Source organism: Uliginosibacterium sp. H1 (assembly GCF_036017065.1).
Classification (GTDB): domain Bacteria; phylum Pseudomonadota; class Gammaproteobacteria; order Burkholderiales; family Rhodocyclaceae; genus Uliginosibacterium.
This window is the reverse complement of the sequence record NZ_JAYXHR010000002.1, coordinates 292,575-319,528: the sequence shown is the minus strand read 5'-3', so window position 1 is coordinate 319,528 and position 26,954 is coordinate 292,575. Positions and strand designations below refer to the sequence as shown.

27 protein-coding genes and 1 tRNA gene are annotated in these 26,954 nt (G+C 68.3%); 10 read left to right on the top strand and 18 right to left on the bottom strand.

The window, feature by feature from the left end:
* Positions 1-56 precede the first annotated feature (56 nt).
* The 11 genes from VVD47_RS11045 to ccmA all read right to left on the bottom strand — a co-directional run bounded on the left by VVD47_RS11045 (position 57) and on the right by ccmA (position 10,098).
* Positions 57-1,655 carry a hypothetical protein gene (locus VVD47_RS11045; RefSeq protein ID WP_327603517.1) on the bottom strand — a complete coding sequence of 533 codons (1,599 nt, stop codon included), beginning with the start codon at positions 1,653-1,655 and terminating at the stop codon, positions 57-59.
* Between the two features lie 342 nt (positions 1,656-1,997).
* Entirely contained in the window at positions 1,998-3,203 is a 1,206-nt protein-coding gene (gene ccmI, locus VVD47_RS11040) for a c-type cytochrome biogenesis protein CcmI (RefSeq protein WP_327603516.1), read from the bottom strand.
* Positions 3,200-3,703, bottom strand: a complete 504-nt coding sequence (locus VVD47_RS11035; RefSeq protein ID WP_327603515.1) for a cytochrome c-type biogenesis protein — start codon at positions 3,701-3,703, stop codon at positions 3,200-3,202. Before VVD47_RS11035 ends, ccmI begins: the two co-directional genes overlap by 4 nt.
* A 7-nt stretch (positions 3,704-3,710) precedes the next feature.
* Positions 3,711-4,241 carry a DsbE family thiol:disulfide interchange protein gene (locus VVD47_RS11030; RefSeq protein ID WP_327603514.1) on the bottom strand — a complete coding sequence of 177 codons (531 nt, stop codon included), beginning with the start codon at positions 4,239-4,241 and terminating at the stop codon, positions 3,711-3,713.
* Between the two features lie 19 nt (positions 4,242-4,260).
* Positions 4,261-6,225 (bottom strand): heme lyase CcmF/NrfE family subunit, encoded by a 1,965-nt coding sequence (locus VVD47_RS11025; RefSeq protein ID WP_327603513.1) that lies wholly within the window; start codon positions 6,223-6,225, stop codon positions 4,261-4,263.
* A 49-nt stretch (positions 6,226-6,274) separates the two neighbouring features.
* Complete coding sequence (ccmE, locus tag VVD47_RS11020) at positions 6,275-6,721, bottom strand: cytochrome c maturation protein CcmE (RefSeq protein ID WP_327603512.1); 447 nt, start codon at positions 6,719-6,721, stop codon at positions 6,275-6,277.
* Positions 6,718-6,927 carry a heme exporter protein CcmD gene (gene ccmD / locus VVD47_RS11015; RefSeq protein WP_327603511.1) on the bottom strand — a complete coding sequence of 70 codons (210 nt, stop codon included), beginning with the start codon at positions 6,925-6,927 and terminating at the stop codon, positions 6,718-6,720. Before ccmD ends, ccmE begins: the two co-directional genes overlap by 4 nt.
* The gene (ccmC, locus tag VVD47_RS11010; protein WP_327603510.1) at positions 6,924-7,679 is read right to left on the bottom strand and encodes a heme ABC transporter permease CcmC; all 756 of its coding nucleotides are present in this window, start codon (positions 7,677-7,679) and stop codon (positions 6,924-6,926) included. The genes ccmD and ccmC overlap by 4 nt, the downstream gene beginning before the upstream one ends.
* A gap of 97 nt (positions 7,680-7,776) precedes the next feature.
* Entirely contained in the window at positions 7,777-8,544 is a 768-nt protein-coding gene (locus tag VVD47_RS11005; protein ID WP_327603509.1) for a hypothetical protein, read from the bottom strand.
* Between the two features lie 265 nt (positions 8,545-8,809).
* Positions 8,810-9,475, bottom strand: coding sequence for a heme exporter protein CcmB (gene ccmB / locus VVD47_RS11000; RefSeq protein ID WP_327603508.1), 666 nt, complete (start codon positions 9,473-9,475; stop codon positions 8,810-8,812).
* Positions 9,472-10,098: a cytochrome c biogenesis heme-transporting ATPase CcmA gene (ccmA, locus tag VVD47_RS10995; protein WP_327603507.1), complete on the bottom strand. Its 627-nt coding sequence runs from the start codon at positions 10,096-10,098 to the stop codon at positions 9,472-9,474. Before ccmA ends, ccmB begins: the two co-directional genes overlap by 4 nt.
* A 313-nt stretch (positions 10,099-10,411) precedes the next feature.
* Here ccmA and VVD47_RS10990 point away from each other — a divergent pair, with 313 nt between their 5' ends.
* The 5 genes from VVD47_RS10990 to VVD47_RS10970 all read left to right on the top strand — a co-directional run bounded on the left by VVD47_RS10990 (position 10,412) and on the right by VVD47_RS10970 (position 14,382).
* Complete coding sequence (locus tag VVD47_RS10990; RefSeq protein ID WP_327603506.1) at positions 10,412-10,663, top strand: YkgJ family cysteine cluster protein; 252 nt, start codon at positions 10,412-10,414, stop codon at positions 10,661-10,663.
* A complete protein-coding gene (locus VVD47_RS10985) occupies positions 10,660-11,826 on the top strand; it encodes a benzoate/H(+) symporter BenE family transporter (RefSeq protein WP_327603505.1) in 1,167 nt (388 codons plus the stop codon). Before VVD47_RS10990 ends, VVD47_RS10985 begins: the two co-directional genes overlap by 4 nt.
* 65 nt (positions 11,827-11,891) lie before the next feature.
* On the top strand, positions 11,892-12,776 hold the full coding sequence (locus tag VVD47_RS10980) for an undecaprenyl-diphosphate phosphatase (RefSeq protein ID WP_327603504.1): 885 nt from the start codon (positions 11,892-11,894) through the stop codon (positions 12,774-12,776).
* Between the two features lie 26 nt (positions 12,777-12,802).
* On the top strand, positions 12,803-13,384 hold the full coding sequence (locus tag VVD47_RS10975; RefSeq protein ID WP_327603503.1) for a YqiA/YcfP family alpha/beta fold hydrolase: 582 nt from the start codon (positions 12,803-12,805) through the stop codon (positions 13,382-13,384).
* A gap of 71 nt (positions 13,385-13,455) precedes the next feature.
* Positions 13,456-14,382 (top strand): hypothetical protein, encoded by a 927-nt coding sequence (locus VVD47_RS10970; protein ID WP_327603502.1) that lies wholly within the window; start codon positions 13,456-13,458, stop codon positions 14,380-14,382.
* Between the two features lie 85 nt (positions 14,383-14,467).
* Here the strand turns inward: VVD47_RS10970 and pepN are convergent, their stop codons facing one another.
* On the bottom strand, positions 14,468-17,173 hold the full coding sequence (gene pepN, locus VVD47_RS10965) for an aminopeptidase N (RefSeq protein WP_327603501.1): 2,706 nt from the start codon (positions 17,171-17,173) through the stop codon (positions 14,468-14,470).
* A gap of 68 nt (positions 17,174-17,241) precedes the next feature.
* Between pepN and VVD47_RS10960 the strand changes: the two genes are divergently transcribed.
* From VVD47_RS10960 to VVD47_RS10945, 4 genes are all read left to right on the top strand, one after another.
* Positions 17,242-17,317, top strand: a tRNA-Phe gene (locus VVD47_RS10960).
* A 135-nt stretch (positions 17,318-17,452) separates the two neighbouring features.
* Positions 17,453-18,745 carry a glutamyl-tRNA reductase gene (gene hemA / locus VVD47_RS10955; RefSeq protein ID WP_327603500.1) on the top strand — a complete coding sequence of 431 codons (1,293 nt, stop codon included), beginning with the start codon at positions 17,453-17,455 and terminating at the stop codon, positions 18,743-18,745.
* A complete protein-coding gene (prfA, locus tag VVD47_RS10950) occupies positions 18,742-19,824 on the top strand; it encodes a peptide chain release factor 1 (protein ID WP_327603499.1) in 1,083 nt (360 codons plus the stop codon). The genes hemA and prfA overlap by 4 nt, the downstream gene beginning before the upstream one ends.
* Positions 19,825-20,042: 218 nt before the next feature.
* Entirely contained in the window at positions 20,043-20,501 is a 459-nt protein-coding gene (locus VVD47_RS10945; RefSeq protein ID WP_327603498.1) for an Hsp20 family protein, read from the top strand.
* 115 nt (positions 20,502-20,616) lie between these two features.
* Here VVD47_RS10945 and VVD47_RS10940 read toward each other — a convergent pair whose 3' ends face one another.
* The 6 genes from VVD47_RS10940 to VVD47_RS10915 form a co-directional block, all read right to left on the bottom strand.
* Positions 20,617-21,240 (bottom strand): Maf family protein, encoded by a 624-nt coding sequence (locus tag VVD47_RS10940; protein ID WP_327603497.1) that lies wholly within the window; start codon positions 21,238-21,240, stop codon positions 20,617-20,619.
* Positions 21,241-21,389: 149 nt separating this feature from the next.
* A complete protein-coding gene (rlmH, locus tag VVD47_RS10935) occupies positions 21,390-21,860 on the bottom strand; it encodes a 23S rRNA (pseudouridine(1915)-N(3))-methyltransferase RlmH (protein WP_327603496.1) in 471 nt (156 codons plus the stop codon).
* 43 nt (positions 21,861-21,903) lie between these two features.
* A complete protein-coding gene (rsfS, locus tag VVD47_RS10930; RefSeq protein WP_327603495.1) occupies positions 21,904-22,275 on the bottom strand; it encodes a ribosome silencing factor in 372 nt (123 codons plus the stop codon).
* A gap of 15 nt (positions 22,276-22,290) precedes the next feature.
* The gene (gene nadD / locus VVD47_RS10925; RefSeq protein ID WP_327603494.1) at positions 22,291-22,953 is read right to left on the bottom strand and encodes a nicotinate-nucleotide adenylyltransferase; all 663 of its coding nucleotides are present in this window, start codon (positions 22,951-22,953) and stop codon (positions 22,291-22,293) included.
* Positions 22,946-23,728, bottom strand: a complete 783-nt coding sequence (locus tag VVD47_RS10920) for a BPSS1780 family membrane protein (RefSeq protein WP_327603493.1) — start codon at positions 23,726-23,728, stop codon at positions 22,946-22,948. Before VVD47_RS10920 ends, nadD begins: the two co-directional genes overlap by 8 nt.
* Before the next feature lie 34 nt (positions 23,729-23,762).
* On the bottom strand, positions 23,763-24,593 hold the full coding sequence (locus VVD47_RS10915; RefSeq protein ID WP_327603492.1) for a BPSS1780 family membrane protein: 831 nt from the start codon (positions 24,591-24,593) through the stop codon (positions 23,763-23,765).
* A gap of 383 nt (positions 24,594-24,976) precedes the next feature.
* Between VVD47_RS10915 and VVD47_RS10910 the strand changes: the two genes are divergently transcribed.
* Positions 24,977-26,950 (top strand): TonB-dependent receptor plug domain-containing protein, encoded by a 1,974-nt coding sequence (locus VVD47_RS10910; protein ID WP_327603491.1) that lies wholly within the window; start codon positions 24,977-24,979, stop codon positions 26,948-26,950.
* Positions 26,951-26,954: the final 4 nt, after the last annotated feature.

Below are 26,954 nucleotides of genomic sequence, written 5' to 3'. Positions count from 1 at the left end.
AGGGCCGCGATCGCGGCCCTTGTCATGTGCGCGGGTAAAGCCTGCCGCGCGGTCTGTCAGGACTCGCGCGAGAAACTGACGCGGTCGAAGTTGCTGCCGCGGGCCACCAGCTTCACCAGGCGGGCGAACCAGCTCTGGTCGGTGTACACCTCGACGCGGCGACCGGCGAGGAACCAGCCGGCGGGCAGGATCAGGGTGGCATCCGTCTTCAGGGCGGGCACGCCGGGCACGATGAAACCCAGGCGGTAACGGTCGCGGGCGGAGCGCTCGTTCAGGTGCAGGCGCACGGCCGAGACCTGCGGCGGGCCGGGCATCAGGCTGACGCCGGCATACAGCGCGCCGGCCTGCTGGTACTGCAGCCAGCTCACTTCGGCCAGCAGCATCTTGTCGTTGCTGGTGGCACGCAGACCGATCAGCTGGCGGTGTTCGACGCGCGAGTCGCCCTGGTGGCGGGTCAGGCGGTAGCCGGCCACCGACTGGTCCATGACGTCCCAGGATTCCTGCACGAAACCGAGCTGCATGGCGCGGTGGATCAGTTCGGTGTCGGTCTGCTCGGCACGCTCGCCGAAGGTACGGATCACCATCGTGTCGGTGAAGCTGGAGCGGCGTGCGTCGAAAGGCTGGGCGAACTCGCGGCCTTCGAGGAAGAAGGCCACCGCCATCGGGTCGGTGGCGATCTGCACCTGGCCGCGCAGCGCGCGACGCGGAAACTTGCGGCCCGCCGAGGCCAGGCCCCAGGGGCGGTACAGCGACACCAGCAGGCGCGCGCAGGCCGGCTGCACGCAGTCGTCGCCCAGGCCCAGCGATGCGGCGGCGACGCCCTTCTTCAACTGGCTGACCACGGCATGGATGTGGCTGGCCAGCTTGCGGGTGTCGAGGCCGCGGGCCTGCGCACCCGGCAACAGCGTGCCCACCGGGCGCAGGCCGTGGTCGGCTTCCAGGTCCAGCGCGTATTGCGACCCCTTGCCGGGCTCGACCTCTTTCAGCAACAGGCAGTAGGGCGCGAAGCGCTGCGCCCAGCGCGCCAGCCAGGCGAACTCGCGCGGGGTACGGCTGTAGGGGCTGGCGGCGTCGATCAGCAGCATGGCGACGTAGCACTCGTTGGCGCTCTGCGCGCCCCACACTTCGTTGAGCGGGTCGGCCACGCGCACGTCGGCAGCGCCGGCACGTTCCGCGCTCAGGTACACCTGGTGCAGGGTGTGCCACATGCCCGGCTGCATTTCGCGGCGGGCGCGGAAGAACTCCATCATGCACAGCGCGTGGTACTGCAGGCGGCGCTGGGCGATCAGCGCGCGGCGTTCGTTGAAGCCGGGGTCCAGCGCGGAGCGCTGGGTGACCTGGGCGTAGTTGTGCTGCATCAGCTCCCACAGGCGCACCACGCGCTGCAGGGTGTCCTCCTCGCCGCTGGCGGGAGGTAGCGGGCGCGAGGCATAGCGCTGGGCGGCCTGCGACTGCACGAAATCCAGCGTCGGGCGGATCTGCTCCAGCACCTGCAGGTGGCCGGCGGGCTCGGGCGGGCGGCTCAGCATGCCTTCCAGCACCGCGGCGATCGCCGCCTGGGTGTCGTCCAGGTCGGTCGGGTTCAGTGACTGGATGAGGGCCAGGCACTGGCTGGTGTCCGCGAAGTCTGCGATGCGGGGGCTCACGCTGTTCATGCTGCGATGTCTCCGAATGAGGCCAGGCCAGTGGGTGCGTCGTTGCCGCCGACGACCGTGGGTCCGTCCCGCTCACATGCTGCCCGTTCCGCCTGCTGCGGTGGCGTGCAAATGTGGCAGGTAATCCGCGATAGACGGTCTGGGTGAAGGCTCATGCTGGTCAATGTCGTCCTGGGGCCGTCGGCAGGAACGCAAGAACCCTGCCGGTACCTGCATGCAGGCGCCGGTGGTGGAGGCCGGCGCCCTGATTTGTCAGACCGCCGAGTATGACAGTTCCCCTGAATCCCCGGTATCGACGGCCTCGGGGCGAGCTGCTGTCCTTCCGGGCAGGCGGGGCGCGGCTTACTCGACCACGCGGTCGATCACCAGCCTGAGGTCGCGCGTGTCCACGGCGATCTCGCTGGACAGGCCTTCCAGGTCGCCTTTCTGTGCGCGCGGCTGGCCGCTGCGGGTGACGCGAGCGCCGACGATGATGCGCTCCGGCAGCGGGCCGGGATTCATGCGCTGTACCTGGCTGAAATCGAAGGCCAGCGGCAGCTCGGCCACGCGATGCTTGAGGCCGGCCAGCGGCGGTCCCCCGTTGGCCGGGCGGATGAAGATGAACAGCGTGTCGTCGGGGCGGGCCTGTGCGGACAATGCCGCTGCCAGCTCGATGCGGCCCGCCACCGGGATGCCCTCGACCGCCACGGGCGCCGGGCTGTCCGGGCCCTTTGGCATGCCTGCCTGGGCGCGTGCCTGCGCGATCCGCTCGCGCACGGGTGCCAGCACTTCGGCGCTGGTGTCCGCGGGCAGCGCGGCGATCATCGCCTCCCAGCGTTCGGCCGCGACGCCGTATTCACCACGACCGTAGGCCAGCGTCCCGCCCAGCACCAGGGCCTTCGGGTTGCGCGGATCGAGCTTCAGCGCACGTTCGACCAGGGCTTCCGGTTCGCCGCCGTGCAGACGGCCCTGCGCGCTGGCCATGGCCTCGGCGAGGTCGACCAGCGCCTGGGCGTCGTCGGGGTGCTGCTTCGCCAGCGGCGCGAAGACGGCTTCGGCGTCCTTGAAGCGGCCCAGCACCATGTAGCTGCGACCCAGCATGCGGGCGGCTTCGAGGTCTTGCGGGTTGGCGCGTACGCGCTCGGCCAGCTGGGCGACCATGGCGTCGATCTGCATTTCTTCCGGCGAGTGGGCCGCGGTCTTTGCCGGGTCCAGGCCTTCGGGATTGCCGAGTATCAGGTAGAAGCCCAGCGCTGCGACCGGCAGCGCCACGGCCACCGCGATGCCCCAGGGACGTGCATGACGGATGGGTGCCGGGGCGGCTTCCGCATCGGTGAGGCCCTCGTCGAGCGCGCGCTGGGCCAGTTCGTCGAGGTTGCGCTGGTAGCTGGCCTCGTCGATGCGGCCGGCGTCGCGGTCGGCCGCCAGTTCGCGGCGCTGTTCGCGCAACACCAGCAGGCCTTCCGGTTCGGCGGCATGACTGCCTTCGCGGGCACGCCACAGCGGCGGCAGCAGCAGGATCAGGCAGGCGACGATCAGGCCCAGGGCGAGAAAGAGGAAGGCGGTCATGCGTGGTTCTCCGGCCGGCGCTCGGGCTGGTCTTCCAGCAGGGCGCGGGCCCGTGCCCGGGCGTCGGCATCGTCCTGCGCGGCGGGCGGCGTTGCGTGGGTGGCGCGACGGCGCTTCAGCGTCCACGCGAAACCGGCGCCGGCCGCGACCAGCAGTGTCAGCGGTCCGCCCCACAGCAGCAGGGTGCTGTTGCGCACCGGCGGCTCGTACAGCACGAAGTCGCCGTAGCGTTCGACCATGAAGTCGAGGATGTCCTGTTCGCTCTTGCCGGCGGCCAGCTGCTCGCGCACTTCACGCTTGAGATCGTTGGCGAGGTCGGCGCTCGACTCGGCGATCGACTGGTTCTGGCACACCAGGCAACGCAGCTTCTCGGCGATGTGCATCACCTGCGCTTCGCGTGCCGGATCGGCGGCGAGTGGCGCGGATGCGGCGATCGCGACGTGCGCAATGCCTGCGCAGGCCAGTGCCAGCAGGAGACGGCGGATGACACGATCAGGCATTGCGCGCTCAGCCATTCTGCAGCGCCTTGATCTGCGGCAGCAGCGTTTCGTCCACGACTTTCCTCGTCAGCGGGCCGATGTGCTTGAAGCGGATGCGGCCTTGCTGGTCGATGAGGAAGGTCTCCGGCACGCCATACACGCCGAAGTTGATGCCGACGCGGCCTTCGGCGTCGACAATCGATACGTCATACGGATCGCCGTGTTCCTGCAGCCAGGCCAGCGCGTCCGGGGTCTGGTCCTTGTAGTCGAGGCCGATGATGGGCACCAGCTTCGCCTTGCTCATCGCCACCAGCAGCGGGTGTTCCTCGCGGCAGGCCGCGCACCAGGATGCCCACACGTTGAGCAGCCACACCTTGCCCTTCATGTCGGCCAGCGACAGCGTCCTGTCCTGCGCGTGCAGCTGGGGCAGCGTGAAGTCCGGCGCCGGCTTGTCGATCAGCGGCGAGGGGATCTCGCGCGGATCGTGGGTCAGGCCGATGGCGAAGAACACGGCGAGGCCGAGGAAGAGGGCGAGCGGGACGGCGAACTTGGTCTTCATGTCTTGATGCCCTGCGGGGTCAGGCTGCGGCCGTGGCCGCCGCGGTGGATTCGCGACGTGCCTGACGGCGGTAGCGCGCATCGGTGGCGGCAAAGATGCCGCCCAGCGCCATCAGCACGCAACCGAACCAGATGAAGCTGATGAAGGGCTTGTAGTACAGGCGCACGATCCAGCTGCCGTCTTCCAGCTTCTCGCCCAGCGACACATACACGTCGCGGAACAGGCCGTTGTCGATCGCGGCCTCGGTCATCGGCATCTGCTGCGCGGTGTAGAAACGCTTCTCCGGGTGCAGGCTGCCGACCTGCACGCCGTTGCGCGACAGCGCGATGTCCGCCTGGCCCGCCGTGTAGTTCGGCCCCTGGATGTCCTGCACGTCCTTCAGCAGGAAGCTGTAGCCGGCCAGCTCGGCCGACTGGCCGGGCTTGAGGGTCACGTCGAGATTGCTCTCCAGGCTGTTCACCAGCGTCACGCCGACGATGAACACGCCGATGCCCAGGTGGGCCAGCCACATGCCCCACCATGCGCGCGGAATCTCGCCGAGCTTGTCCGCGATGCGCGCCCGGCGACCGCCGAGACGGTCCCACAGCAGGTGGCCGCTGGCGATGAACACCCATGCGGCCATCGCCAGGCCGATGACGGTACGCGGCGTGATGTGGCCGGCGATGAAGGCCAGCAGCAGGCCGAGCAGGATGCTGGCGCCGAAACCCGGCAGCAACTGCTTCAGCAGCGGTGTGAGCGCATGGCCCTTCCAGCGCAAGAAGGGGCCGACCATCATCAGCACCACTACCGGCACCATCAGCGGCATGAACACCGCCTCGAAGTACGGCGGGCCGACGGAAATCTTGTTGAGCTTCAGCGCGTCGAGGAACAGCGGGTACAGCGTGCCCAGCAGCACGGTGGCCGCGACCACCGACAGCAGCACGTTGTTGGTGAGCAGCATGGTCTCGCGCGACACCGTATCGAAGCTGCCGCCACCGGCCAGCTTCGGCGCGCGGATGGCATACAGCAGCAGCGAGCCGCCGATGACGAGGATGAGCAGGAAGAGGATGAACACGCCGCGGCGCGGGTCGGTGGCGAAGGCGTGCACGCTGGTCAGCACGCCGGAGCGCACGAGGAAGGTGCCGAGCAGCGACAGCGAGAAGGCCGCGATGGCAAGCAGCACCGTCCAGCTCTTGAAAGCGCCGCGTTTCTCGGTGACGGCCAGCGAGTGGATCAGCGCGGTGCCGACCAGCCAGGGCATGAAGCTGGCATTTTCCACCGGGTCCCAGAACCACCAGCCGCCCCAGCCGAGTTCGTAGTAGGCCCAGCCGGAACCCAGCGCGATGCCGATGGTGAGGAAGATCCACGCCGCCGTGGTCCACGGCCGTGACCAGCGCGCCCAGGCCGCATCGAGACGCCCGCCCAGCAGCGCGGCGATGGCGAAGGCGAAGGCCACCGAGAAGCCCACGTAGCCCATGTACAGCAGGGGCGGGTGGATGATCATCCCCGGGTCCTGCAGTAGCGGGTTGAGGTCGCGGCCGTCCGGCGCGCCGGGGATCAGGCGGTCGAAGGGGTTGGAGGTGAACAGCATGAAGGACAGGAAGCCGACGCTCACCAGCCCGAGCACGCCCAGCACGCGGGCCACGAACTCTTCCGGCAGGCTCTTCGTCAGCGCCACCGCCAGCGTCCACAACGCCAGCATCAGCGCCCACAGCAGCAGCGAGCCTTCGTGGCTGCCCCACACCGCGGTGATGCGGTAGATCAGCGGCAGGGCGGAATTGGAATGCATCGCCACGTACTGCACCGAGAAGTCGTGGACGATGAAGGCCTGCATCAGGCACAGGAAGGACAGCAGCACCAGCGCGAACTGCAGGGCGGCGGCCGGTCGTGCGAAGGCCATCAGGCCGGCATGGCCGCGATGGGCGCCCACCAGCGGCAGCACCCCCTGCAGCGTGGTGACGACGAGGGCGAGGATGAGGGCGAAGTGGCCGAGTTCGGGGATCATGGCGTCTCGTTGGGCGGCCGGTCGGCGCGTGGTGGTCTTGCGGCGGGCCTTACTGCGCCACGGTGGTGGCCGTCTTGTGGGCGCGGTCGATGGCGTCGATCGCTTCCGGCGGCATGTAGTTCTCGTCGTGCTTGGCGAGGATCTCGGTGGCGACGAACCTGCCATCGCCGTTCAGCGTGCCCTGCGCCACCGCCCCCTTGCCCTCGCGGAACAGGTCCGGCAGCGGGCCGCGATAGGACACCGGGATGGCCTTGGCAGTATCGGTGATGCGGAAGGTCACCGACAGGCCGTCGGCCGAGCGTTGCAGCGAGCCGGCCTCCACCATGCCGCCAACGCGGAAATTGCGGCCCTGCGGCACCTTGCCGTCGGCGACTTCGCTGGGCGTATGGAAGAACACCAGGTTGTCCTGGAAGGCGTTGAGCACCAGCGCGGTGGCGGCCCCCAGCAGGGTGAGCGCACCCAGCACCCAGGCCAGGCGTTTGTGACGGGTTTTCATGATCTTTCCTGCGAAGCTGGCATGGCGGCCGCCTCGTCGACATCGATTTGCTGGCGGCGCCACAGCGCACGCAGACCCTGCCTGCGACCCTGTTTCAGAAACCAGAGTTCCAGCAGGACGCACAGCAGGGTGATGCCGTAGCTGCCCCACACGAAGGCGCCGCGACCACCCATGGCGAGAAACTCGGTGAGCGAAGCCCAGTTCATGCGTGCGCTCCGGTGGCTGCGCCGGCACGCGCGATCTCGGCCATCGCCCAGTCGGTACGCCGCTCGCGTTCCAGCATGATGCCGCGCACCCGCGTCAGGCAGACGGCGATGGTGTAGGCCCACGAGGCCAGCGCCATCAGCAGCATGCCCAGCAGCATGGTGCTGGCCATACTCGGCGCCTTGGTGAGGCTGACCGAAGCGCCCTGGTGCAGGGTGTTCCACCATTGCACGGAGAAGTAGATGACCGGCACGTTCACCGCCCCGACCAGCGCGATGATGGCGCCGGCGCGGTCGGCCCGGCGCGGGTCCTCGATGGCATGCACCAGCGCGAGGTAGCCGAAGTACAGGAACTGCAGCAGCAGTTGCGAGGTGAGGCGTGCGTCCCACACCCAGTAGGTGCCCCAGGTGGGCTTGCCCCACAGTGCGCCGGTCCACAGCGCGACGAAGCAGAACAGCGCGCCGGTGGGCGCCAGTGCCCGCGTCATCATGTGCGACAGGCGGGTGTTGAAGATCAGTCCCACGGCGGACCAGAAGGCCATCACGAGGTAGATGAACATGCTCATCCAGGCGGCCGGCACGTGGATGAAGATGATCCGGTACACCTCGCCCTGCTGCGCGTCGGTGGGGGCCACGAAGAAGCCGAGATACAGCCCGGCCACGGCCAGCAGCGCGGCCAGCACGGCAAACACCGGCACGAGGCGGCCGGCGAGCGGATAGAAGGTCTGCGGCGAGGCGTAGTGGAATAGGTTCATCGTGGCTGCCGGTGCGGCGTCGAGGCCGTACCGGCAGCGGATGATACGCAAAAAGCGCCCGCCCGACCCGCGGCCGGCGGCGACTTGTTGCGCCCGCTCAACGACTTGCGGGCGCCGGCTGGGGTGGCAGGGCGGCGATGGCCTGGTCGATGCGCATGCGCAGCGCGTCGGGCACGCGCTGGTTGCACAGGATGTAGCGCGGCACGGTTTCGCTGGTGTCGTCCAGCCGCAGCACGCGCAGGCCCCGGGCGGCACCGGGCACCCGGGCCAGGGCGTACTCGGCCTCTTCGCGGTGGAACAGGGCGAAGTCGATCTGCTTGTTCAGCAGCATGCCGACTGCGGCCACATGCTCCTGCGGGAAGCTGTGCTTGTAGGCGCGGGCGTTGCCCAGCAGTTCCGCGATGTAGCTGCTGTACACGTAGCCCTCGCGCATGCCCCAGCGCAGGCTGGGCTTTGCCGCCAGGTCCCGCAGGCGTGCCGTGGAGCCGGCAAAGGCCGCGTCCCGGCGCACCAGGGCCACGTAAGGGCGGGCAAGATAGACGGTGGCGCTGAAGTAGCCGCCCTGGCGATCCGCGATGCGGACGCGGCCGAGGGCGCAGATCGGCTGGTTGCTGCGCTCGATGATGGCCAGCTGGCGGGCGAGCGACACCGCCTGCAGCTTGTACGGCGTGTTCAGGGCGTCGAGCACCTGCTGGAGGCGCTCGCCCATCGCGCCGGTGAGGCGGCCGTCGCGCTGTTCCAGCAGCGGCACGCGCTCGTCGTAGAGCATCAGCAGCTCCTGCGCGTGCAGGGGCGCGGCGAGGCTGGCCAGCAGGGCACAGGACGCAAGCTGGCAAAGGCGGGCGAGGAACAGGAGAACGGACATCGGGCGAGCTGGAACCAGGACAGGGGCCGCCGCGCCGATCGCAACGGCGCTTCAGACCCACAACCATGCGTCGTACCCGAGGGGTGGCCTCCGGTCGCTTGCAGGGCTATTACTTAAGATATACGCCAGCTTGCCCGGGAATTGCAAAAAACTCTTGTTTCGCCAATGGTTTGGCGAGAAATAGCGCACGTTCCGGCGCCGTGAGGGAGCGCTTCGCGCCATCTGCAGTCAGCTGCTTCATTTGCGCCGGTTGCCCCGGCGGCGGTCATTCCACCGCCAGCTTCAGCGCCGCGGCGCAGGCCCAGGGCGCCAGCGCCAGCGCCGCCAGCGACCCGCCACCCAGCAGCAGCAGGTGGGCGCGCAGGCCGATGCCGCCCAGCCAGGCGTCCACCGCACCGGCGCCGAACACCAGCACCGGCACGCACAGCGGCAGCACCAGCAGCGCGAGCAGGCTGCCCGCGCCGCGCAGCCCGAGCGTCAGGGCGGCGCCGATGGCACCGAGCAGCGACAGCAGCGGCGTGCCCAGCAGCAGGGCCAGGCACAACACCCCAATGGCGCCGCCCTCCAGGTCGTACATCAGGCCCAGCACCGGTGCGACCAGCACCAGCGGCAGGCCGGTGGCCAGCCAGTGCGCGGTGATCTTGGCCAGCACCCAGCTCACTGCCGGCTCCGGCGACAGCAGCATCTGTTCCAGCACACCGGACTCGTGGTCCTGGGCGAACAGGCGTGGCAGCGCCAGCAGGCTGGCCAGCAGCGCCGCCACCCACACCACGCCGGGGCCGATGGCGCGCAGCTGGTTGGGCTCGGCGCCGACGCCGAAGGGAAACAGGCTGGCGACGATGACGAAGAAGGCCAGCGCCACCAGCAGGTCGCCACGGCCACGCCAGGCCACCAGCAGGTCACGCCGCAATACGGCCAGAAAGCCGTTCATCGTGCAAAGGCCTCCACGTCCAGCGTGTGCACCGCGTGGCGGAACGGCACGTCCTGGTGGGTGGTGAACAGCACCGCGCCGCCCGCTGCGACGTGACCGTCGATATGGGCCGACAGCGCTGTCACCGCGGCGGCATCGAGCGCGGTGAACGGCTCGTCTAGCACCCACAGCGGCCGCGTGTGGCCGAGGTAGAGGCGCGCCAGCCCGACGCGGCGGCGCTGGCCCTGCGACAGCAGCTTGCAGGGCAGGCCGATCTGGCGGGCCAGGCCGATGCGGGTGAGCGCTTCCGTGCAGGCCGCGTCGTCCGCGGCGTCACCGCCCAGCGCGCAGGCGAAGCGCAGGTTCTCCAGCGGCGTCAGCAATTCGTTGAGGGCGGGCGCATGGCCGAGATACAGCAAGGCGGCGTGCCAGGCATCGCGGCCATCGCCGATGGGCGTGCCCTGCCACAGGATGTCGCCGGCCTCCGGCCGTGCCAGCCCTGCCACCAGCCGCAGCAGGCTGGTCTTGCCCATGCCGTTGGCACCGGCCACGCGGGTCAGGCTGCCGGGCGCGCAGTGCAGGTCGAGCCGGCGGAAGAGGAGGCGGTCGCCGCGCAGGCAGGCGAGTTGGCGCACATCGAGCATGGGGCGGCATTGTGGCGGGGATGGGCGCGAGGGGCTAGGGCTCGCTTCGAGGTCTGCGGATCGGGGGCGACCGGTGAGAACCGGGCAAGCCGTTGGCTGAGCCCGTCGAAGCCAACTCGCCGGAGCCGCGGGGTTGCGAGTACTCGTATGAACGAAGCGCTGTTCCATGGCGTGGCAAGCTTGCCGAGGTGCTTTGCTGTGCGTGGTTGGCTTCGACAAGCTCAGCCAACGGCTCCCGCATCCGCCACCGCCGAGCCGCTGGTGACGCAGCGTAAAATGCGCGGCGCCTCTGCCCCCCGATACACCTCACTCCATGGATTGCCGCCCCGGCTGCGCTGCCTGCTGCATCGCGCCTTCCATCTCCTCGCCGATTCCCGGCATGCCACACGGCAAGCCGGCGGGTGTCGCCTGCGTGCAGCTCGACGAGGCGCTGGGCTGCCGCATCTTCGGCGACCCGCGGCGGCCGGCGGTGTGCGGCGGCCTGCAGCCTTCGCTGGATATGTGCGGCAGCACCCGGCAGCACGCGCTGCACTGGATCACCGATCTGGAGCGGGCCACCGCATGAGCTTGCTGCGCGACGCGTCCCTGTCCGCCATCGCTGCCGGCTTCGTCACCGTGCTGGTGGGCTACACCAGTTCGGTGGCGTTGATCTTCCAGGCCACCCAGGCGCTGGGCGCGACGCCCGCGCAGGTGACGTCCTGGCTGTGGGCGCTGGGCATCGGCATGGGCGTCACCTGCATCGGCCTGTCCTTGCGTTACCGGGTGCCGGTGGCCACCGCGTGGTCGACGCCGGGCTCGGCGATGCTGATCACGGCGGTGGCCGGCGTGCCGATGGGCGAGGCGATCGGCGCCTTCGTGGTCGCCGCCTTGCTGATGGCCGTCTGCGGTTTCGCCGGCCTGTTCGAGCGGGTCACCCGTCACATCCCGGTGCCGGTGGCGTCCGCGATGCTGGCCGGCGTGTTGCTGCGCTTCGGGCTGGACGCCTTCCGCTCCATGCAGACGCAGTGGTGGTTGTGCTTCGGCATGTTTGCCACCTACCTGGCGATGCGGCGCTTCTCGCCGCGCTATGCGGTCGTCGTGACGCTGGTCGTGGCGGTGGCGATCGCCGCCGCGCAGGGCCTGTTGCGCACGGAGCACGTGCGACTGGCCGTCGCCGTGCCGGAGTTCGTGATGCCGCAGTTCAGCTTCGGCGCACTGCTGGGCATTGCCCTGCCGCTGTTCGTGGTGACCATGGCCTCGCAGAACATGACCGGCGTGGCGGTGATGCGCGCGGCCGGCTACCAGCCGCCGCTGTCGCCGGTGCTGGGCTGGGTGGGCGCGGTGAACGTGATGCTGGCACCGTTCGGTGCTTTCTCGCTGGGGCTGGCGGCGATCACCGCGGCCATCTGCATGAGCCCGGAGGCGCACGAGGACCCACAGCGCCGCTACGTGGCGGCGGTGTCCGCCGGTTTTTTCTACCTGCTGGCGGGCATCTTCGGCGCCACCGTGGCCGGCGTGATGGCGGCCTTCCCGATGGAGCTGGTGGTCACCCTCGCCGGCCTGGCCCTGCTGGGCACCATCGGCAACGGGTTGGTCGCCGCACTGGCCAACGAGGGCGAGCGCGAAGCGGCGCTGATCACCTTCCTGGTCACTGCTTCCGGCCTCAGCCTGCTGGGCATCGGCTCGGCCTTCTGGGGCCTGCTCGCCGGCGTGCTGGTGCGCGGGGTGCTGACCTTCCGCAAGGCCTGACCCGGGCGCGAAATCAGCGGCCCGTATAATCGGGCCTCCCCCATTCGCCGCGCGTCGCATCTCCCATGGATTTCCTGCTGTTGCTGAAGGCCGCCATCCTCGGTGTGGTGGAAGGCCTGACCGAATTCCTGCCGATCTCGTCCACCGGCCACCTGATCATCGCGGAATCCCTGCTCGGTTTCACCGGCGACAGCGCCACGGTGTTTGCCATCGTCATCCAGCTCGGCGCCATCCTCGCCGTGATGACCTTGTACCGCGAGCGCGTGGCGGGCCTGATCCGCGGCCTGTTCGCCGTGCCCGGAATCGTCGCCGGAGCCGGCCTGCGCGGCAGCGGCGCGGCCCTGCTGGCGCAGCCGGACACGCGCCTGCTGCTGAACCTGATGTGCGCCTTCGTGCCGGCCATGGTGCTGGGCGTGATGTTCCACGGCACCATCAAGACCGTGCTGTTCAACCCGATCACCGTGGCCACCATGCTGGTCCTCGGCGGCTTCGTGATCCTGTGGGCAGAGCGTCGCCAGCACACGGCGCGGGTGATGGAGCTGGACGCGCTGCACCCGCGCGACGCCTTCAAGGTGGGCCTCGCGCAGGCGGTGGCGATGATCCCCGGCACCTCGCGCTCCGGTGCCACCATCATCGGCGGCATGCTGTTCGGCGTGGCGCGTCCGGTGGCCACGCAGTTCTCGTTCTTCCTCGCCATTCCCACCATGCTGGCGGCGACTGTCTACGACGTGTACAAGAACCGCGCGATCCTCTCGATGGATGACTTCGGCATCATCGCCGTGGGCTTCGCCGCGGCTTTCATCGTCGCCTTCTTCACCGTGCGTTTCATGGTCGGTTTCGTGTCCCGCCACAGCTTCGTGCCCTTCGCCTGGTACCGCATCGTGTTCGGCCTCATCGTGCTGGCCAGCTGGCAGTTCGGCTGGGTGGACTGGGGCAACGTGTCGCATTGAGGCACGACGAGGACATCGAGCACCGCATGATCATCTACCTGCACGGCTTCCGCTCCGGCCCGCAATCGGCCAAGGCACAGCAGTTGATGGCGCACATGCAGGCGCGCGGCATGGGCGACCGGTTGTGGTGCGACCAGTTGCCGCCGGTGCCGACCGAGGCGATCGCGCTGGCCGAACAGCAGATCGCCACCGCGATTGCCCGCGGCGCAGTGCCTACGCTCGTCGGCAGCTCGCTGGGCGGCTTCTACGCCACCTGGCTGGCCGAACGGCACGGACTGCGCGCGGTGCTGGTGAATCCCTTCGTGCCGCACGAAGGTTTCGACGGCGAGCTGTTCATCGGACAGCACACCAATCTCTACGACGGCAGCGTCTTCGACTTCACCCGCGAGCACGTGGCCCAGATCGCCGCGATGGACCTGCCACGCCCGACACGGCCGGAGAACCTGTGGCTGCTCGCAGAGGAGAACGATGAGGTGCTGGACACCCTCCATGCCGTGGCGCGCTATGCCGGAGCCCGGCAGACGGTGTTGCCGGGCGGCGACCACAGTTTCACGCGGTGGACGGACTATCTCGACGACATCTGCCGCTTTGCGGGGCTCGTGCCCTGATCAAGGACAACAGTGGCGCCGCAGGGCGCGGCCATAATCGCGCCCGTAACGATTTTTCCGAAGAGGTTCTCATGCGTACTTTGCCGGCTGTTTCCCTGTCGCTCCTGTTTGGCCTTGCTGCATGCGGGGGCGGCGGTGGTGGTGACTCCGCACCTTCCACGCCGGACCCGACCACGACGCCGGTTGTGGTGAGCAACAATAATGGCAACGCGGTGGCGCAGGCGGCGGTGGACGTGGTCAGCTATTCCGGCGCCAGTGCGGTTGCAATGGGCCTCGTGGCAAATGCCGTCGCGGGCATCACTGCGGTGCAGACAACAAGGAGTTGCTCCAGCGGCGGCACTGTCGTGATCACCCTCGATGACCGCAACGGCAACGTCAGGCTGGACCAGGGCGAAACCGCCAGCGTGCTGTTCAACAGTTGCAACGAAGGTGGCGCGGTACAGAGCGGAACGCTGAGCCTGAACTTTTCGTCCCTCCAGATGCAGGGTCAGAACGTTTCTTCCGGCGCCCTCGCCCTGACCTTCACTGCTTACCGGGCCGCCTACACCGGAGGCGATACGCTGCAGGTAGATGGTGTCGGCGCGCTGTCCTTGCTGCGCTCGGCCACTGCTGTGGAAGTGATCCTCGCGCCGAACAATCTCCGCTACCGCGTGTCCCGGGGCTCGACCGCCATTGCCGATGGCACGCTGGAAAGCGGGTCGACACGCGCCAGCACCTTGCTCAGCGGGGGCGATATGACGCTGGATAGCAATCAGGTGGTGCGCGGGACGTGGGCCAGCAGTGGTCTGATCGGCCGTATGCAGACCGGTACCGAGGTCGGCAAGCCGCTGAAGTGGAATGCGTCGGGTGTCGTAGTCGCTGGCGGCGCCGTGCTTGCTATCGGCAACAACAGCAGCCTGCGTGTTACCGCACTGGGGGGTAACAGCGCCGACCTGGAAATCGACGCGGACGGCAACAGCTTCTTCGAGATCAAGCGCAACGTCTCGCTGGAGTTCTGACGAAGCGAAGCGCCATTCACCGGCGCGCTTGCTGCTCGTGTGACAGGGCCGCCCCTGCGTGAGCGCAAGGGGCGGCTTTTTTTGCTCAGGCGCCTTCCAGCGCCTTGCCCACCACTTCCGCCACGTCGCCCGACAGCCCCGGGTGGGCGGCGACACGTTCCAGTTGCGCACGCGCCAAGGCGCGGCGGCCGGCGTCCACTTTCCGCCAGCGGTCGAAGGTACGGGCGATCCGCGACGCGACCTGCGGATTGAGCGCATCCAGTTGCAGGATGGCATCCGCACCCAGCGCGTAGCCGCTGCCATCCGCCGCATGGAAGTGCTTGGGATTGGCACCGCAGAAGGCGCGGACCAGCGAATACACCTTGTTCGGATTGCGGATGTCGAAGGCGCTGTGCTGCATCAGGCGGCGCACCTCGGCGGCGTCGGTGAGGCGCGAGGTGGCCTGCACCTGCAGCCACTTGTCGACCACCAGCGCCTCGCTCTTCCACTTGTCATGGAAGGCGTCGAGCATCTGCGTGCGCTGCGGGATGTCGAGCTGGGCGACCGCCGACAGCGCGGCGATGCCGTCGGTCATGTTGCCGGCGCGCTGGTAGTGGTGCTGTACGAGTTGCGCGGCAGAGTCGTCCTGCAATTCGGCGAGGTAGCCCAGGCAGGTGTTGCGCAGCGCGCGTGCGCCGGCCTGTTGCGCGTCCGGCGAGTACGCTCCTTCCACCTTCAGGCGGGCATAGGCTTCGCGCAACGGGCGTTGCAGCTGCTGCGCGAGGTGGCGGCGCAGTTGCAGGCGGGCGGCGTGGATGACATCGGGATCGACGTCGCCGTCCTGCATCTCGGCCAGCACGGATTCGGACGGCAGGGCCAGCGCCTCGGCGACCAGTGCCGGGTCACCGCCGGGCGTGAAGGCGGACGCCAGCAGGTTCTCCACGGCGCTGGCGTAGCTGGCCGGAATCCAGTCGGTGCCGGCGCCCTTCGCGGCGATGCCGTGGGCGAGGATGCCGGAGGCCAGCCGCTGGCCGGCCTCCCAGCGGCTGAAGGCGTCACGGTCATGGGCCAGCAACAGGGTGAGCGCTGCGTCGCTGTAGTCGTAGTCCAGCACCACGGGGGCCGACAGCCCGCGCAGCAGCGAGGGCACCGGGGCCGAGGGTACGTCCTCGAAGACGAATTGCTGTGCATCCTGCGTCACCGACAGCACGCGTTCGGTGCCGGACGCAGCCGCTTCACCGGCGAGGCGCAACGGGATCTCGCGACCTTCCGCATCCAGCAGGGCGATGACCAGCGGCAGGTGATAGGGGCCGCGCTCTTGCGGGCGGCCTTCGCGGGCGAGACGCTCTTCGTAGGCAGTGGCCGGGTAGCGTTGCTGCACGTCCAGCGTGAAGCGCTTCGTGGCGACGTCGTAGTGGCCCTGCACCGACAGGCGCGGCGTGCCGGCCTGGTTGTACCAGCGCTTGAACTGGCTGAGGTCGAGGCCCGAGGCATCCTGCATGGCCGCAACGAAATCCTCGCAGGTCACCGCCTGGCCATCATGGCGCTGGAAGTACAGGTCCATGCCCTTGCGGAAGGCCTCGGCGCCGATCAGCGTGTGGATCATGCGGATCACTTCCGCACCCTTCTCGTACACCGTGGCAGTGTAGAAGTTGTTGATCTCCGCGTAGCTGGCCGGGCGGATCGGGTGGGCCATCGGGCCGGCGTCCTCCGGGAACTGCGCGGCACGCAGGGTGCGCACCTCCTGGATGCGGGTGACGCCGCGCGAGTGCATGTCCATGCCGAACTGCTGGTCGCGGAAGACGGTGAGGCCTTCCTTCAGCGACAGCTGGAACCAGTCGCGGCAGGTCACGCGGTTGCCAGTCCAGTTGTGGAAGTACTCGTGCGCCACCACGCGGTCGATGTTCTGGTAATCGATGTCGGTGGCGGTGTCCGGGCGGGCCAGCACGTACTTGGTGTTGAAGATGTTGAGGCCCTTGTTCTCCATGGCCCCCATGTTGAAGTCGCCCACCGCGACGATCATGTAGTGGTCCAGGTCCATCTCCAGGCCGAAGACGTCCTCGTCCCACTTCATGCTCTTCTTGATGGCGGCCATGGCGTGGTCGCACTGGTCCAGCTTGCCCGGCTCCACATACACCGCGCAGCGCACGCGGCGGCCGCTGGCGGTGGTGAACCAGTCCTCCACCATGTCCAGCTTCGCCGCCACCATCGCGAACAGGTAGGCTGGCTTGCGGAAGGGGTCTTCCCACTTCGCCCAGTGGCGGCCACCTTCATCATCGCCGTGAGCGACCGGGTTGCCGTTGGACAGCAGTTGCGGGAAGCGCGCCTTGTCGGCGCGCACCGTGCAGCTGAACACCGCCATCACGTCCGGCCGGTCCGGGTAGAAGGTGATGCGGCGGAAGCCCTGCGCCTCGCACTGCGTGAAGTAGCCATCCTTGGAGCGGTACAGGCCGGACAGCTGGGTGTTACCGTCCGGGTTGATGGCGACGCGCGTCTCCAGCACGAAGCGCTCCGGCACCTGCGCGATGCGCAGGCCTTGCGGGGTGATCTCGTACTCGCCCTCCACCAGTGCGCGGCCGTCGATGGCGATGGCCAGCAGCTGCAGCTCCTCGCCGTCCAACTCCAGCGCGCCACCGGTGCCAGCCGGGTTGCGGTGCATCGCCAGGCGGGCGCTCACCTGCGCGCTGTCGTCCAGGATGGCGATGTCCAGATCCACCGTTTCGACCAGGAAAGCCGGCGGCGTGTAGTCCTGCAGGTAGATCGTGCTGGGTGTGGCGTTGGGCGTAGTGTTGGCGGTGGAAGCGTCGGCCATGGATTTCCCCTGTAGGTTCGCGGTGGCTTGATATCGAACGATTCTATGACTATAATCGCCGGCTCTGTGGCCTGGTAGCTCAGTTGGTAGAGCAGCGGATTGAAAATCCGCGTGTCGGTGGTTCGATTCCGCCCCAGGCCACCAAGTTTCGGCGGGCCGACTTTTCTTTCGAATCGTCGGCCCGTTTCCATTTTGGGCGCCGGTTGCGCGGCGGCCGGAGACTTTGCAAAGCTCCGGGCTTCGTGTCATAACCGGGCGGTTCCCAGACAAGCCCGATCCATGCCGCTGTTTGCCCTCGGCCTCAACCACCAGACTGCCCCGGTCGCTATCCGCGAGCGCGTGGCCATCCAGCCGGAGCGCCTGCGCGCCGCGCTGGCGGATCTGAGTGGCGGCGGTGCGGTGATGGAGGCGGCCATCGTGTCCACCTGCAACCGCACCGAGCTGGTCTGCGCGACTGATGCGCCGGAACATGCGGCGGCCTGGCTGGCGCGCTATCACGGCCTGTCGCTGGCCGAGATCGCCCCCTACCTCTACACCTACCCCGACCGCGAGGCGGTGCGTCACATCTTCCGGGTCGCCAGCGGGCTGGACTCGATGGTGCTGGGCGAACCGCAGATCCTCGGCCAGATGAAGGAGGCGGCGCGTCACGCCGAATCCGCCGGTACGCTCGGCAGCCTGCTGCACAAGCTGTTCCAGAACAGCTTCGCGGTGGCCAAGGAAGTGCGTTCCACCACCGCCATCGGCGCCAACATCGTGTCGATGGCTGCAGCGGCGGTGCACCTCTCGGAGCGCATCTTCGAGCGCGTTGACGATTGCTCGGTGCTGTTCATCGGCGCCGGCGAGATGATCGACCTGTGCGCGGCGCATTTTGCCGGCGCCAACCCGCGCCGCATGACGATCGCCAACCGCACCGTCGCGCGTGCCGAGGCGCTGGCGCTGCGGGTGCGTGCCGACGTGCTGCCGCTGGAGGCGGTGGCGGAGCGGCTGTCGCACTACGACGTGGTGGTGAGCTGCACCGCCAGCCCCTTGCCCATCATCGGCCGTGGCATGGCGGAGCGCGCCATCAAGGCCCGCCGACGCCGCCCCATGGTGATGGTGGACCTGGCCGTGCCGCGCGACATCGAACCCGAGGCCGCCCAGATTTCCGACGTATTCCTCTACACCGTGGATGACCTTGCCCAGATCGTTTCCGCCGGCGTCGAGTCCCGTCATGCCGCCGTACAAGAGGCCGAGGCGATCATCGACACCGGCGTCTCCGGCTTCCTGCAGTGGGTCGCCAACCGCGACGCGGTGCCGACCATCCGCGCGCTGCGCGAACAGGCGGAATCCCTGCGCCAGACGGAGATGGAACGCGCCCTGCGTGCCCTGTCGCGTGGCGACGATCCGCAGGCCGTGCTCGAAGCGCTGAGCCAGGGCCTCACCAACAAGCTGCTGCACGGCCCCACCCAGTTCCTGCGCAGCGCCGAAGGCGTGCAGGCGGTGGACACCGTGCAGCGCCTCTTCCAGCTCGATCAGCTTGATGGCCGCGCGGACGACGCCAGCCGCGACGCGCACAACGACGACCCCGCATGAAAGACAGCATCCGCAGCAAGCTCGTGCAACTGACCGAGCGCCTGGAAGAGCTCGACCGCCTGCTGGCGACCGAAGCGGTCACCAGCGACATGGACCAGTACCGCAAGCTCACCCGCGAGCATGCCGAGATCACGCCGGTGGTCGAGCTGTTCCGCCAGTTCCGCCAGGCCGAGGACGACGAGGCCACCGCGCAGGAACTGCTGGCCGACCCCGACATGAAGGAGCTGGCGCAGAGCGAGCTGGAGACCGCACGCGCCACCCAGACGCGCGCCGAGCAGGAACTGCAGTTCGCCCTGCTGCCACGCGATCCGAACGACGACCGCAACCTCTTCCTGGAAGTGCGCGCCGGCACCGGCGGCGACGAAGCCGCGCTGTTCGCCGGCGACCTGTTGCGGATGTACACCCGCTATGCGGAGCGCAGCGGCTGGCGGGTGGAGATCGTGTCCGCCAACGAGTCCGACCTCGGCGGCTACAAGGAAGTCATCGCCCGCGTGGTGGGTAGTGGCGCGTACTCCAAACTGAAGTTCGAGTCCGGCGGCCACCGCGTGCAGCGCGTGCCGGTGACCGAAACGCAGGGCCGCATCCACACGTCCGCCTGCACGGTGGCGGTGATGCCGGAAGCCGACGAAGTCGGCGAGGTGGAAATCAACCCGGCCGACCTGCGCATTGACACCTTCCGCGCCAGCGGCGCGGGTGGCCAGCACATCAACAAGACCGACTCCGCGGTACGCATCACGCATATCCCGACCGGCATCGTCGTCGAATGCCAGGACGACCGCTCGCAGCATCGCAACAAGGCGCAGGCGCTGAGCGTGCTGGCGGCGCGCATCAAGGACGGGCAACTGCGCGAGGCGCAGGCGAAGGAGGCGGCGACGCGTAAGAGCCTGATCGGCAGCGGCGACCGCTCCGAGCGCATCCGCACCTACAACTTCCCGCAGGGACGTATCACCGACCACCGCATCAACCTCACGCTGTACAAGCTGGACGCGGCGATGGATGGCGACATCGGCGAACTGGTGGACGGCCTGATCGCCGAGCACCAGGCGGAGCAGCTGGCGGCGCTGACCGGCGAGAGCTGAGGGTTACGCGCATCGACACAGGAACAGGGTCGCCACGGCGGCCCTTTTTCATGCCCTGATTTGCGTTGGCTCCAGTGGACGGGCGCGCGTAGTTGGGGCACGCCACCGCAATTTCAAGGCCTTGAAACGCGGCTCCAGCGGCCATAGATCGGGAGTGCGGGTGCTCACGTCGAGGCCCGCTCAACCCACGTATCGCTTGATCCTGGAGGATATGACTTATGCGTACTTTCGATCTCAGCCCGCTGTACCGCTCCGCCATCGGCTTCGACCGCTTTGCCCAGCTCGTCGACACCGCCCTGCGCAGTGACAGCACCCCGAGCTACCCGCCCTACAACATCGAACTGGTGTCGGAAGACAAATACCGCATCACGATGGCCGTGGCCGGTTTCGAACGCACCGAACTGGAAATCGAGTTCGCCAACGAAACCCTCAAGGTCACCGGCCGCAAGCAGACCGAGCAAGGCCAGCGCAGCTACCTGCACCGTGGCATCGCCGCGCGCGATTTCGAGCACCGCTTCCAGCTTGCCGACCATGTCCGCGTGGTCGACGCCAGCCTGGACAACGGCCTGCTGAACATCGAGCTGGTGCGCGAAGTACCGGAAGCCCTGAAGCCGCGCAAGATCAACATCGGTGGCGTGGTGTCGCCGCAACTGGTCGAGGAGCGCAAGGCGGCCTGAAGCGGCCCACCCCGGGTGACACAGGCGTGATGGACGCATGACGGGCGCGTGAGCGCCTCAGACAAAAAAGCCGCGGCCAGCGATCTCCGCGGCTTTTTTCATCGGGGAGGATGGCTCAGGCGACGACGCCGAACTCGCGCAGCAGCTCGCTGGTTTCGAATAGCGGCAGGCCCATGATGCCGGTGTAGGAGCCGTGGATCTCCGACACGAAGGCACCCGCGCGTCCCTGGATGCCGTAGGCGCCGGCCTTGTCGAAGGGCTCGCCGGTGGCGAGGTAGCGGCGGATGTCGTCGTCGCTCAGCTCGCGCATCTGCACGGTGCTGATGGACAGGCGGTGCTCCAGCCGGCTGTCGTCGCCGATCGCCACGGCGGTGAGCACGCGGTGGCGGCGACCGGACAGCTTGCGCAGGATTTCGGTGGCGTGCTCCGGGCTCTCCGGCTTGCCGATGATCTCGCCGTCGAGGTCCAGCGTGGTGTCGGCCGACAGCACCGGCTGACGACGCAGGTTGCGCCAGGCCAGGCGACGCACGCCGCCCTCGGCCTTGGCGACGGCGACACGTTGCACGTAGCTCACCGGGTCTTCGCCGGGCAGCACGTCCTCGGCCACGTCGGCGTCGTCGCGCGGCGGCGTGCGGAAGATCAGGGTGTCGAAATCGATGCCGATCTGGTGCAGCAGTTCGCGTCGGCGCGGGCTGCGCGATGCCAGGTAGATTCGCGTGGGAAGGGTGCCGGGGATCATCAGTGCTTTCTCGGAAGCTGCAACAAAATGGTTCTGGCGTTGTTGCATCGCCTTGTCGTACTACGCGTACCGTCTGCGGTGATTCGCCTGGCCAGAACCGTGTCGCTGCGCGCCACGCCGTTTTCTCGCGGCTGCTCCTGGATGCCCGTTCATTCCCGATGGTAGGGATGATTGTTCATCAGGCTCCAGGCGCGGTAAAGCGCCTCCGCCAGCAGCGGGCGCACCAGCGCGTGCGGCAGCGTCAGGCTGGACAGGCGGACGCGCTCGTCGGCCTCCTGTTTCAGCGCGGGGTCCAGGCCGTCCGGGCCACCGATGACGAAGGCGACGTCGCGACCGTCCTGCATCCAGCGCGTCATGCGCTCCGCCAGTTCCCTGGTGGTCGGTGCGTCGCCACGCTCGTCGAGGATCACCTTGCGGGCGCGGGCCGGAATGGCGCTGCGCAGGCGATCGGCCTCCAGCGCCATCATGGCGGCGGGCGTCTTGCCGGTGGTACGCGGTTCGGCGCGCACCTCCAGCAGTTCCAGCGGATGCTCGCGCGGAAAGCGCTTGGCGAACTCGGCGTACCCCTCGCTCACCCAGCCGGGCATGCGGGTGCCGACGGCGGCAATGTAGAGCTTCATGGGGCGATGCCACGCCGGCTGGCGTGACGGGCCGGGGGACAGGTCAACCCTGGGCGGCCTCGTTGGCGGCGATCAGCTTGCGGCGCTGGGAGGGTGTGGTGGCCCACAGTTCTTCCAGGTTGTAGAAGCTGCGCACGGCGGGCTGCATGACATGGACCACGATGTCGCCGAGGTCCACCAGGATCCATTCACCGCTGTCTTCGCCTTCGGTACTCACCACGTCGCCGCCGGCTTCGCGCACTTTTTCCTGCACGTTGCGGGCAAGCGCGCGCGTCTGCCGGTTGGAGTCGGCACTGGCAATGACAACGCGGTCGAACAGGGCGGTAAGGCGGGTGGTGTTGATGACTTCGATGTCTTTGGCCTTGATGTCTTCGAGGGCCGAAACAACGATTTTCTGCAGCTTGCGGATATCCATGCGTGGGCGGGGTGGTCAGTTCTGGTAGAGATGGTGCAGGTCAATATAGTCGACAACCGCATCGGGCAGCAAAAAGCGGGGGCTGGCGCCGCGGGCAAATTGCGCACGGATGGCGGTGGCGGAAATATCAAGCGCGGTGATGTCAAAAGGAATGATCATTCCTGCGGGCGTGGTCGCCAATGCGGCTGCGTCGTCCGTCCGGCTTCGCCTGAGCAGGGCCGCCAGGGCAGGCTCCAGCGTGGCTTCGCCCAGCGTGTAGCCGGGACGGGTGGCCACGCCGATGTGCGCCAGGTCCAGCAGCGCCTGCCAGCGATGCCAGCGGGCGAGGCCTTGGAAGGCGTCCACCCCCATCAACAGTACCAGCGGTCGGGTGGCGCCCAGGTCGGCACGCAGCCGTTCCAGCGTCGGCACGGTGTAGCTGGGGGCGTCGCTCAGCACCTCGGCGGCATCCACCTCTAGTTGCGGCACGCCCGCGACGGCCAGCCGGGCCATGGCCAGGCGGTGTTCCGGGCTGGTGCCGGGCGTGTCGCGGTGCTTCGGCTGGCCGGCCGGTATCAGGCGGACCGTGTGGAGGCCGAGGGTTTGCTGCGCTTCCAGGGCCAGCCGCAGGTGGGCGTGGTGGATCGGGTCGAAGGTGCCGCCGAGCAGGCCCAGCGGCGCCTCGCGTGCTTCACTCACGAACCGCCTCGGGTTCCGCGGGCGCCCTGGCGGGCGCGAAGACGTCGGTCACTGACATGTAGAAGGCGGCGTGGAACAGCGATACGCAGATGACGCCGGCCAGCACCGTCACCACGACCCCCAGCAGCGGCAGGATGGCGCTGGCGATCGCATTCAGCAGCGACACACTGACGAGGATCAGCAGCAGGCCGGTGGACATGAAGACGGTGAGCGGCCGCAGGTTGCGCCAGGTGGCGACGAGGCTGAACAGCATGGCCTTGAGCACCGGCAGGTCGTGGCGGGCAATCAGCACCGGCGCGAACCAGGCGGCCATCTCGATCGGCGTCGCCAGCGCGAAGGCCCAGATCAGAAGGCCCAGCACGTCGAGCATCTGCGCATTGGTCGGCGTCTGGCCGGGCTGCAGCCCGGTAGCGCCCTCTATGCCGGACAACAGCACCGCCAGCAGGGTGACGCCGAACAGCGCCACGGTGCGGATCACGCCCAGCCCCACGATGCGCAGGAAGAAGGGTGTGACGCGGGCGAACAGCGCCGGAATGCTGGCCTGCTGTTTCTGGTCGAGTGCCTCGCAGGCGAAGAAGATCAGCAGGCCCAGTACCGGCATCACGGTGATGCTCAGCAGCACGCCCACGATGGTGCCGAACACCATGGTGGACAGGCCGGTGCTGAGGATCAGCGAGCCGATGGCGACGAGCAGGCGCGGGTCGCGCTTCCACAGGCGTCCGCCCTCCTGGATCCATACCCAGCCACGGGCGGCAGGCAGCTTGTTGGCTTGCATCGAATCGTTTCCGGCAGTTTCGGGGTGGGTCAGGTCAATCCTGGGCGGGCGGCGGCAAGGCCGTCGGCTCGGTCATGCTGTCGGTTGCCAGCACCTCGCGCCAGGCGGTGTACAGCGCACCGATCGCCACGGGCAGCAGCACCAGGACGCCCAGCCCGGCTGGCATCAGCGCCAGGGCGAACAGCAGGGACAGCAGCAGGCCGCACAGCAGGGTAGCACCCGGATTGGCGAGGCTGGCCTTCAGCGAAGCACGCATGGCGTCAAGCGGGCTGGCGCTGTCGAACATCACCAGAGCCGGGGCGAACAGCAGCGCCAGCAGCATGATGCCCCATACGATCAGGAACACCGTCCAGGTGCCGAACAGGAAGGCCGCGAAGGCGGTCAGCCCGCTCAGCAAGCCATGCAGGGCGCCGCCCAGCGCCGCGCCGAGCAGGCCGACCAGCAGGCCGCCGCCGATGGCCAGCAGGGTGAGCAGCGACACCAGCACCAGCGGAATGCTGAAGAACAGGCCGAGCAGCAGCAGGTGGGCGGGGTGGCGGTCGAAACCGGCGAACAGGTCGCGTGCCCGCGGTGCTTCGCCGCGTTGCACGCGTGCAGCCGCTTCCAGCATGCCCGCCACCACGAACACCATCACCACCGGCCCCACCATCGGGCCGAGCAGCGGAATCGGCGCCAGCAGGGCGCCGAGGAACAGCAGCAGGAAGGCCAGCAATGCCATCAACAACCATTGCACCGGCGCGGCGGCGAACAGGCGCCAGCCCTCGGCCAGCCAGTGCAGGCAGCGCCCGGCAGTCACCCGGCGGAACGGGAAGGAGTGCGGGCGGTGATGGCTGCCGGCAGGGGCGTTGGGGGGCGTGGGGTTCATGCGGGACGGGGTGTGGCAGGCAGGGCGGGACGGTTGGCGGGCACCGGCCGCGGCGCGGCAATGCTAGCCGATGGGCCGGGCCAGTTCAAATCATGTCCCTGCAGGGTCTTGCTGCCCCAACGGGCGAAGGACATGACCATATGGCGGGGAAATTGCGCTGAAAGTGCCCGAGTGGTGCGAGAATCGCTGCCGATTTGCGCAATCGGCGCGCAAATGTCACGTTTTTCAGCCGGGCGGCGCTGTCATCCAGCAATGTCCGGCGGGCGCAGCCCGCGTGGCATCTCGCTGCCGATCCCCGAGCGTTTTGTGAGACCTGTCCGTCCCTGCACATGTCGTTGATCCATCCGCTTGCCCCCCTCAGACTGGCCGTCCTTGGCGTTGCCGTGCTGGGCACCCTGGGCCCGGCCCGGGCGGCCGATGGTCCCGAGGACCCTTTCCTCGAAGAGCTGCCCACGGTGCTGACGGCTTCGCGCCTGCCGCAACCCATCGACGAGGCGCCAGGCGCGGTGACGATCATCGACCGCGAACTGATCCGTGCCACCGGCTACCGTGACATCGCCCGCCTGTTCCGCCTGGTGCCCGGCATGCAGGTAGGGCAGGAGCGTGGCCATTCGCACTGGGTGACCTACCACGGCATGGGCAACAACTACCCGTCCGAGATGCAGGTGCTGATCGACGGTCGCTCCGTCTATTCGCCCAGCGCCTTCGGCGGCATGGACTGGAGCGCGCTGCCGCTGTCGGTGGACGAGATCGAGCGCATCGAGATCCTGCGCGGCACCAACTCCGCCACGTATGGGGCCAATGCCTTCCTGGGCGTCATCAACATCATCACCCGTCACAGTGCCGAGGCACCCGGCGGCGTGGCACGCGTGAACGCCGGCAACCAGAAGATCGGCGATGGCATGGCCAGCGGCAATTTCGTCAACGGCCCGCTGTCGATGCGCCTGTCCGCCGTCACCAAGCACGACTCCGGCTGGGAGGAGATGTACGACGCCCACCACGTCAACGTCGGCTCGCTGCGCGGCGACCTGCGCCTCACCAACATCGACGAGCTGATGTTCCGCCTCGGCGCCAGCAGCTTCCGCCGCGGCGAGGGCTACGACGGCTCGACCTTCGGCAACAACGCCAAGCGCGACGCCAGTGGCCAGTACTACACGCTCAACCTGCAGTGGACGCGTGCGCCCAGTGCCGGCACCGAATTCAAGCTCAACTATTACCGCAACCGTGAGCGCCTGACCGATGAGTGGAACGGCAGCGCACCCGGCTACCCGGTGGTGCCGCTGAACCGTAACCGCGAAAGCACCCGCGACCACCTGGAGTTCCAGCACCGTTTCGGCTTCGCGACCTCATCGCAGATGGTGTGGGGCGCCGAGTTGCGTCGCGACGAGATCGAGTCGCCCTTCCTGTATGCCGGTGGCACCAGCCCCGTCGACATGTCTCGCCTGTTCGCCAACGTCGAGTGGCGCCCTTTGCGACCGCTGAGTTTCAACTTCGGTGGCGCCTTCGAACGCTATTCCGGCGAACCGCTCAACTTCGCCCCACGGGCCTTCGCCAACTGGAAGGCGACGGCGACGGACACCTTCCGCATCGGCTACGCGCGCAGCTGGGCGCAACGGCCGACCTTCGAGAAAGAAGGTGACGTCCGCGCCATCGACCCGGCCACCGGCACGCTGCTGGTACGGCCCTACGTGCCCAACCCGGATGTCGAGCAACCCCGCGTCGACAGTGCCGAAATCGGCTACATCGGCCGCTTCCGCCCCTGGAACCTGAGTGCCGACGTGCGCTTGTTCGACGAGCGCATCCACGGCTACATCGTGCGTCGCCCTTACACCACGCCGCAGAATCCCGCGCCCATCCTGGGCGGCACCCTGGGGTCCGCGCAGTACACCAACTATGGCGAACGGGTACGCCTGCGCGGGCTGGAGTACGAGCTGAAGTTCGTGCCCTGGGGCGGCAGCCAGTGGACCTTCACCCACACGCTGATCGATCGCGATGCCGCCAACGAAGACATCGAAGCGCGGACCGCCCCCTACGCCGCCTCCCTGTCCTGGCAGCAACGCTGGGCGCCGTCCTGGCGCACGGTGCTGACCGCCTTCCGCATGGGGCCGATGTCCGGCGGTGACGGATTCGTTCCGCTGTACCCCTACGAGGCACGCGCCTACACCACCTTCGATGCGCGCATCGCCTACCTGACGCGCATCGGTGGCAAGCAGGCGGAGTTCTCGCTGAACGCCATCAACCTCGGCGAGCACCACCAGGAAATCGCCGACCGCTCCCAGCAGGCCAACTACCCGCCCGGCGTGCCGGCCAACCCGGTGTCGCCGATGGTGTATTTCTCGGCGCAGCTGGAGTTCTGAGGCG

Excerpts from the sequence above, each read along its gene's own strand:
- VVD47_RS10940 (WP_327603497.1), bottom strand. The coding sequence starts at position 21,240 with ATGATCCCCGGCACCCTTCCCACGCGAATCTACCTGGCATCGCGCAGC.
- VVD47_RS11030 (WP_327603514.1), bottom strand. The coding sequence starts at position 4,241 with ATGAAGACCAAGTTCGCCGTCCCGCTCGCCCTCTTCCTCGGCCTCGCC.
- ccmE (WP_327603512.1), bottom strand. The coding sequence starts at position 6,721 with ATGAAAACCCGTCACAAACGCCTGGCCTGGGTGCTGGGTGCGCTCACC.
- ccmI (WP_327603516.1), bottom strand. The coding sequence starts at position 3,203 with ATGACCGCCTTCCTCTTTCTCGCCCTGGGCCTGATCGTCGCCTGCCTG.
- pepN (WP_327603501.1), bottom strand. The coding sequence starts at position 17,173 with ATGGCCGACGCTTCCACCGCCAACACTACGCCCAACGCCACACCCAGC.
- rlmH (WP_327603496.1), bottom strand. The coding sequence starts at position 21,860 with ATGAAGCTCTACATTGCCGCCGTCGGCACCCGCATGCCCGGCTGGGTG.
- prfA (WP_327603499.1), top strand. The coding sequence starts at position 18,742 with ATGAAAGACAGCATCCGCAGCAAGCTCGTGCAACTGACCGAGCGCCTG.
- hemA (WP_327603500.1), top strand. The coding sequence starts at position 17,453 with ATGCCGCTGTTTGCCCTCGGCCTCAACCACCAGACTGCCCCGGTCGCT.
- ccmC (WP_327603510.1), bottom strand. The coding sequence starts at position 7,679 with ATGAACCTATTCCACTACGCCTCGCCGCAGACCTTCTATCCGCTCGCC.
- VVD47_RS10915 (WP_327603492.1), bottom strand. The coding sequence starts at position 24,593 with ATGAACCCCACGCCCCCCAACGCCCCTGCCGGCAGCCATCACCGCCCG.
- rsfS (WP_327603495.1), bottom strand. The coding sequence starts at position 22,275 with ATGGATATCCGCAAGCTGCAGAAAATCGTTGTTTCGGCCCTCGAAGAC.
- VVD47_RS11005 (WP_327603509.1), bottom strand. The coding sequence starts at position 8,544 with ATGTCCGTTCTCCTGTTCCTCGCCCGCCTTTGCCAGCTTGCGTCCTGT.
- VVD47_RS11045 (WP_327603517.1), bottom strand. The coding sequence starts at position 1,655 with ATGAACAGCGTGAGCCCCCGCATCGCAGACTTCGCGGACACCAGCCAG.
- VVD47_RS11025 (WP_327603513.1), bottom strand. The coding sequence starts at position 6,225 with ATGATCCCCGAACTCGGCCACTTCGCCCTCATCCTCGCCCTCGTCGTC.
- VVD47_RS10945 (WP_327603498.1), top strand. The coding sequence starts at position 20,043 with ATGCGTACTTTCGATCTCAGCCCGCTGTACCGCTCCGCCATCGGCTTC.
- VVD47_RS10980 (WP_327603504.1), top strand. The coding sequence starts at position 11,892 with ATGGATTTCCTGCTGTTGCTGAAGGCCGCCATCCTCGGTGTGGTGGAA.
- VVD47_RS10970 (WP_327603502.1), top strand. The coding sequence starts at position 13,456 with ATGCGTACTTTGCCGGCTGTTTCCCTGTCGCTCCTGTTTGGCCTTGCT.
- VVD47_RS10990 (WP_327603506.1), top strand. The coding sequence starts at position 10,412 with ATGGATTGCCGCCCCGGCTGCGCTGCCTGCTGCATCGCGCCTTCCATC.
- ccmD (WP_327603511.1), bottom strand. The coding sequence starts at position 6,927 with ATGAACTGGGCTTCGCTCACCGAGTTTCTCGCCATGGGTGGTCGCGGC.
- VVD47_RS11035 (WP_327603515.1), bottom strand. The coding sequence starts at position 3,703 with ATGCCTGATCGTGTCATCCGCCGTCTCCTGCTGGCACTGGCCTGCGCA.
- ccmB (WP_327603508.1), bottom strand. The coding sequence starts at position 9,475 with ATGAACGGCTTTCTGGCCGTATTGCGGCGTGACCTGCTGGTGGCCTGG.
- VVD47_RS10985 (WP_327603505.1), top strand. The coding sequence starts at position 10,660 with ATGAGCTTGCTGCGCGACGCGTCCCTGTCCGCCATCGCTGCCGGCTTC.
- VVD47_RS10920 (WP_327603493.1), bottom strand. The coding sequence starts at position 23,728 with ATGCAAGCCAACAAGCTGCCTGCCGCCCGTGGCTGGGTATGGATCCAG.
- ccmA (WP_327603507.1), bottom strand. The coding sequence starts at position 10,098 with ATGCTCGATGTGCGCCAACTCGCCTGCCTGCGCGGCGACCGCCTCCTC.
- VVD47_RS10975 (WP_327603503.1), top strand. The coding sequence starts at position 12,803 with ATGATCATCTACCTGCACGGCTTCCGCTCCGGCCCGCAATCGGCCAAG.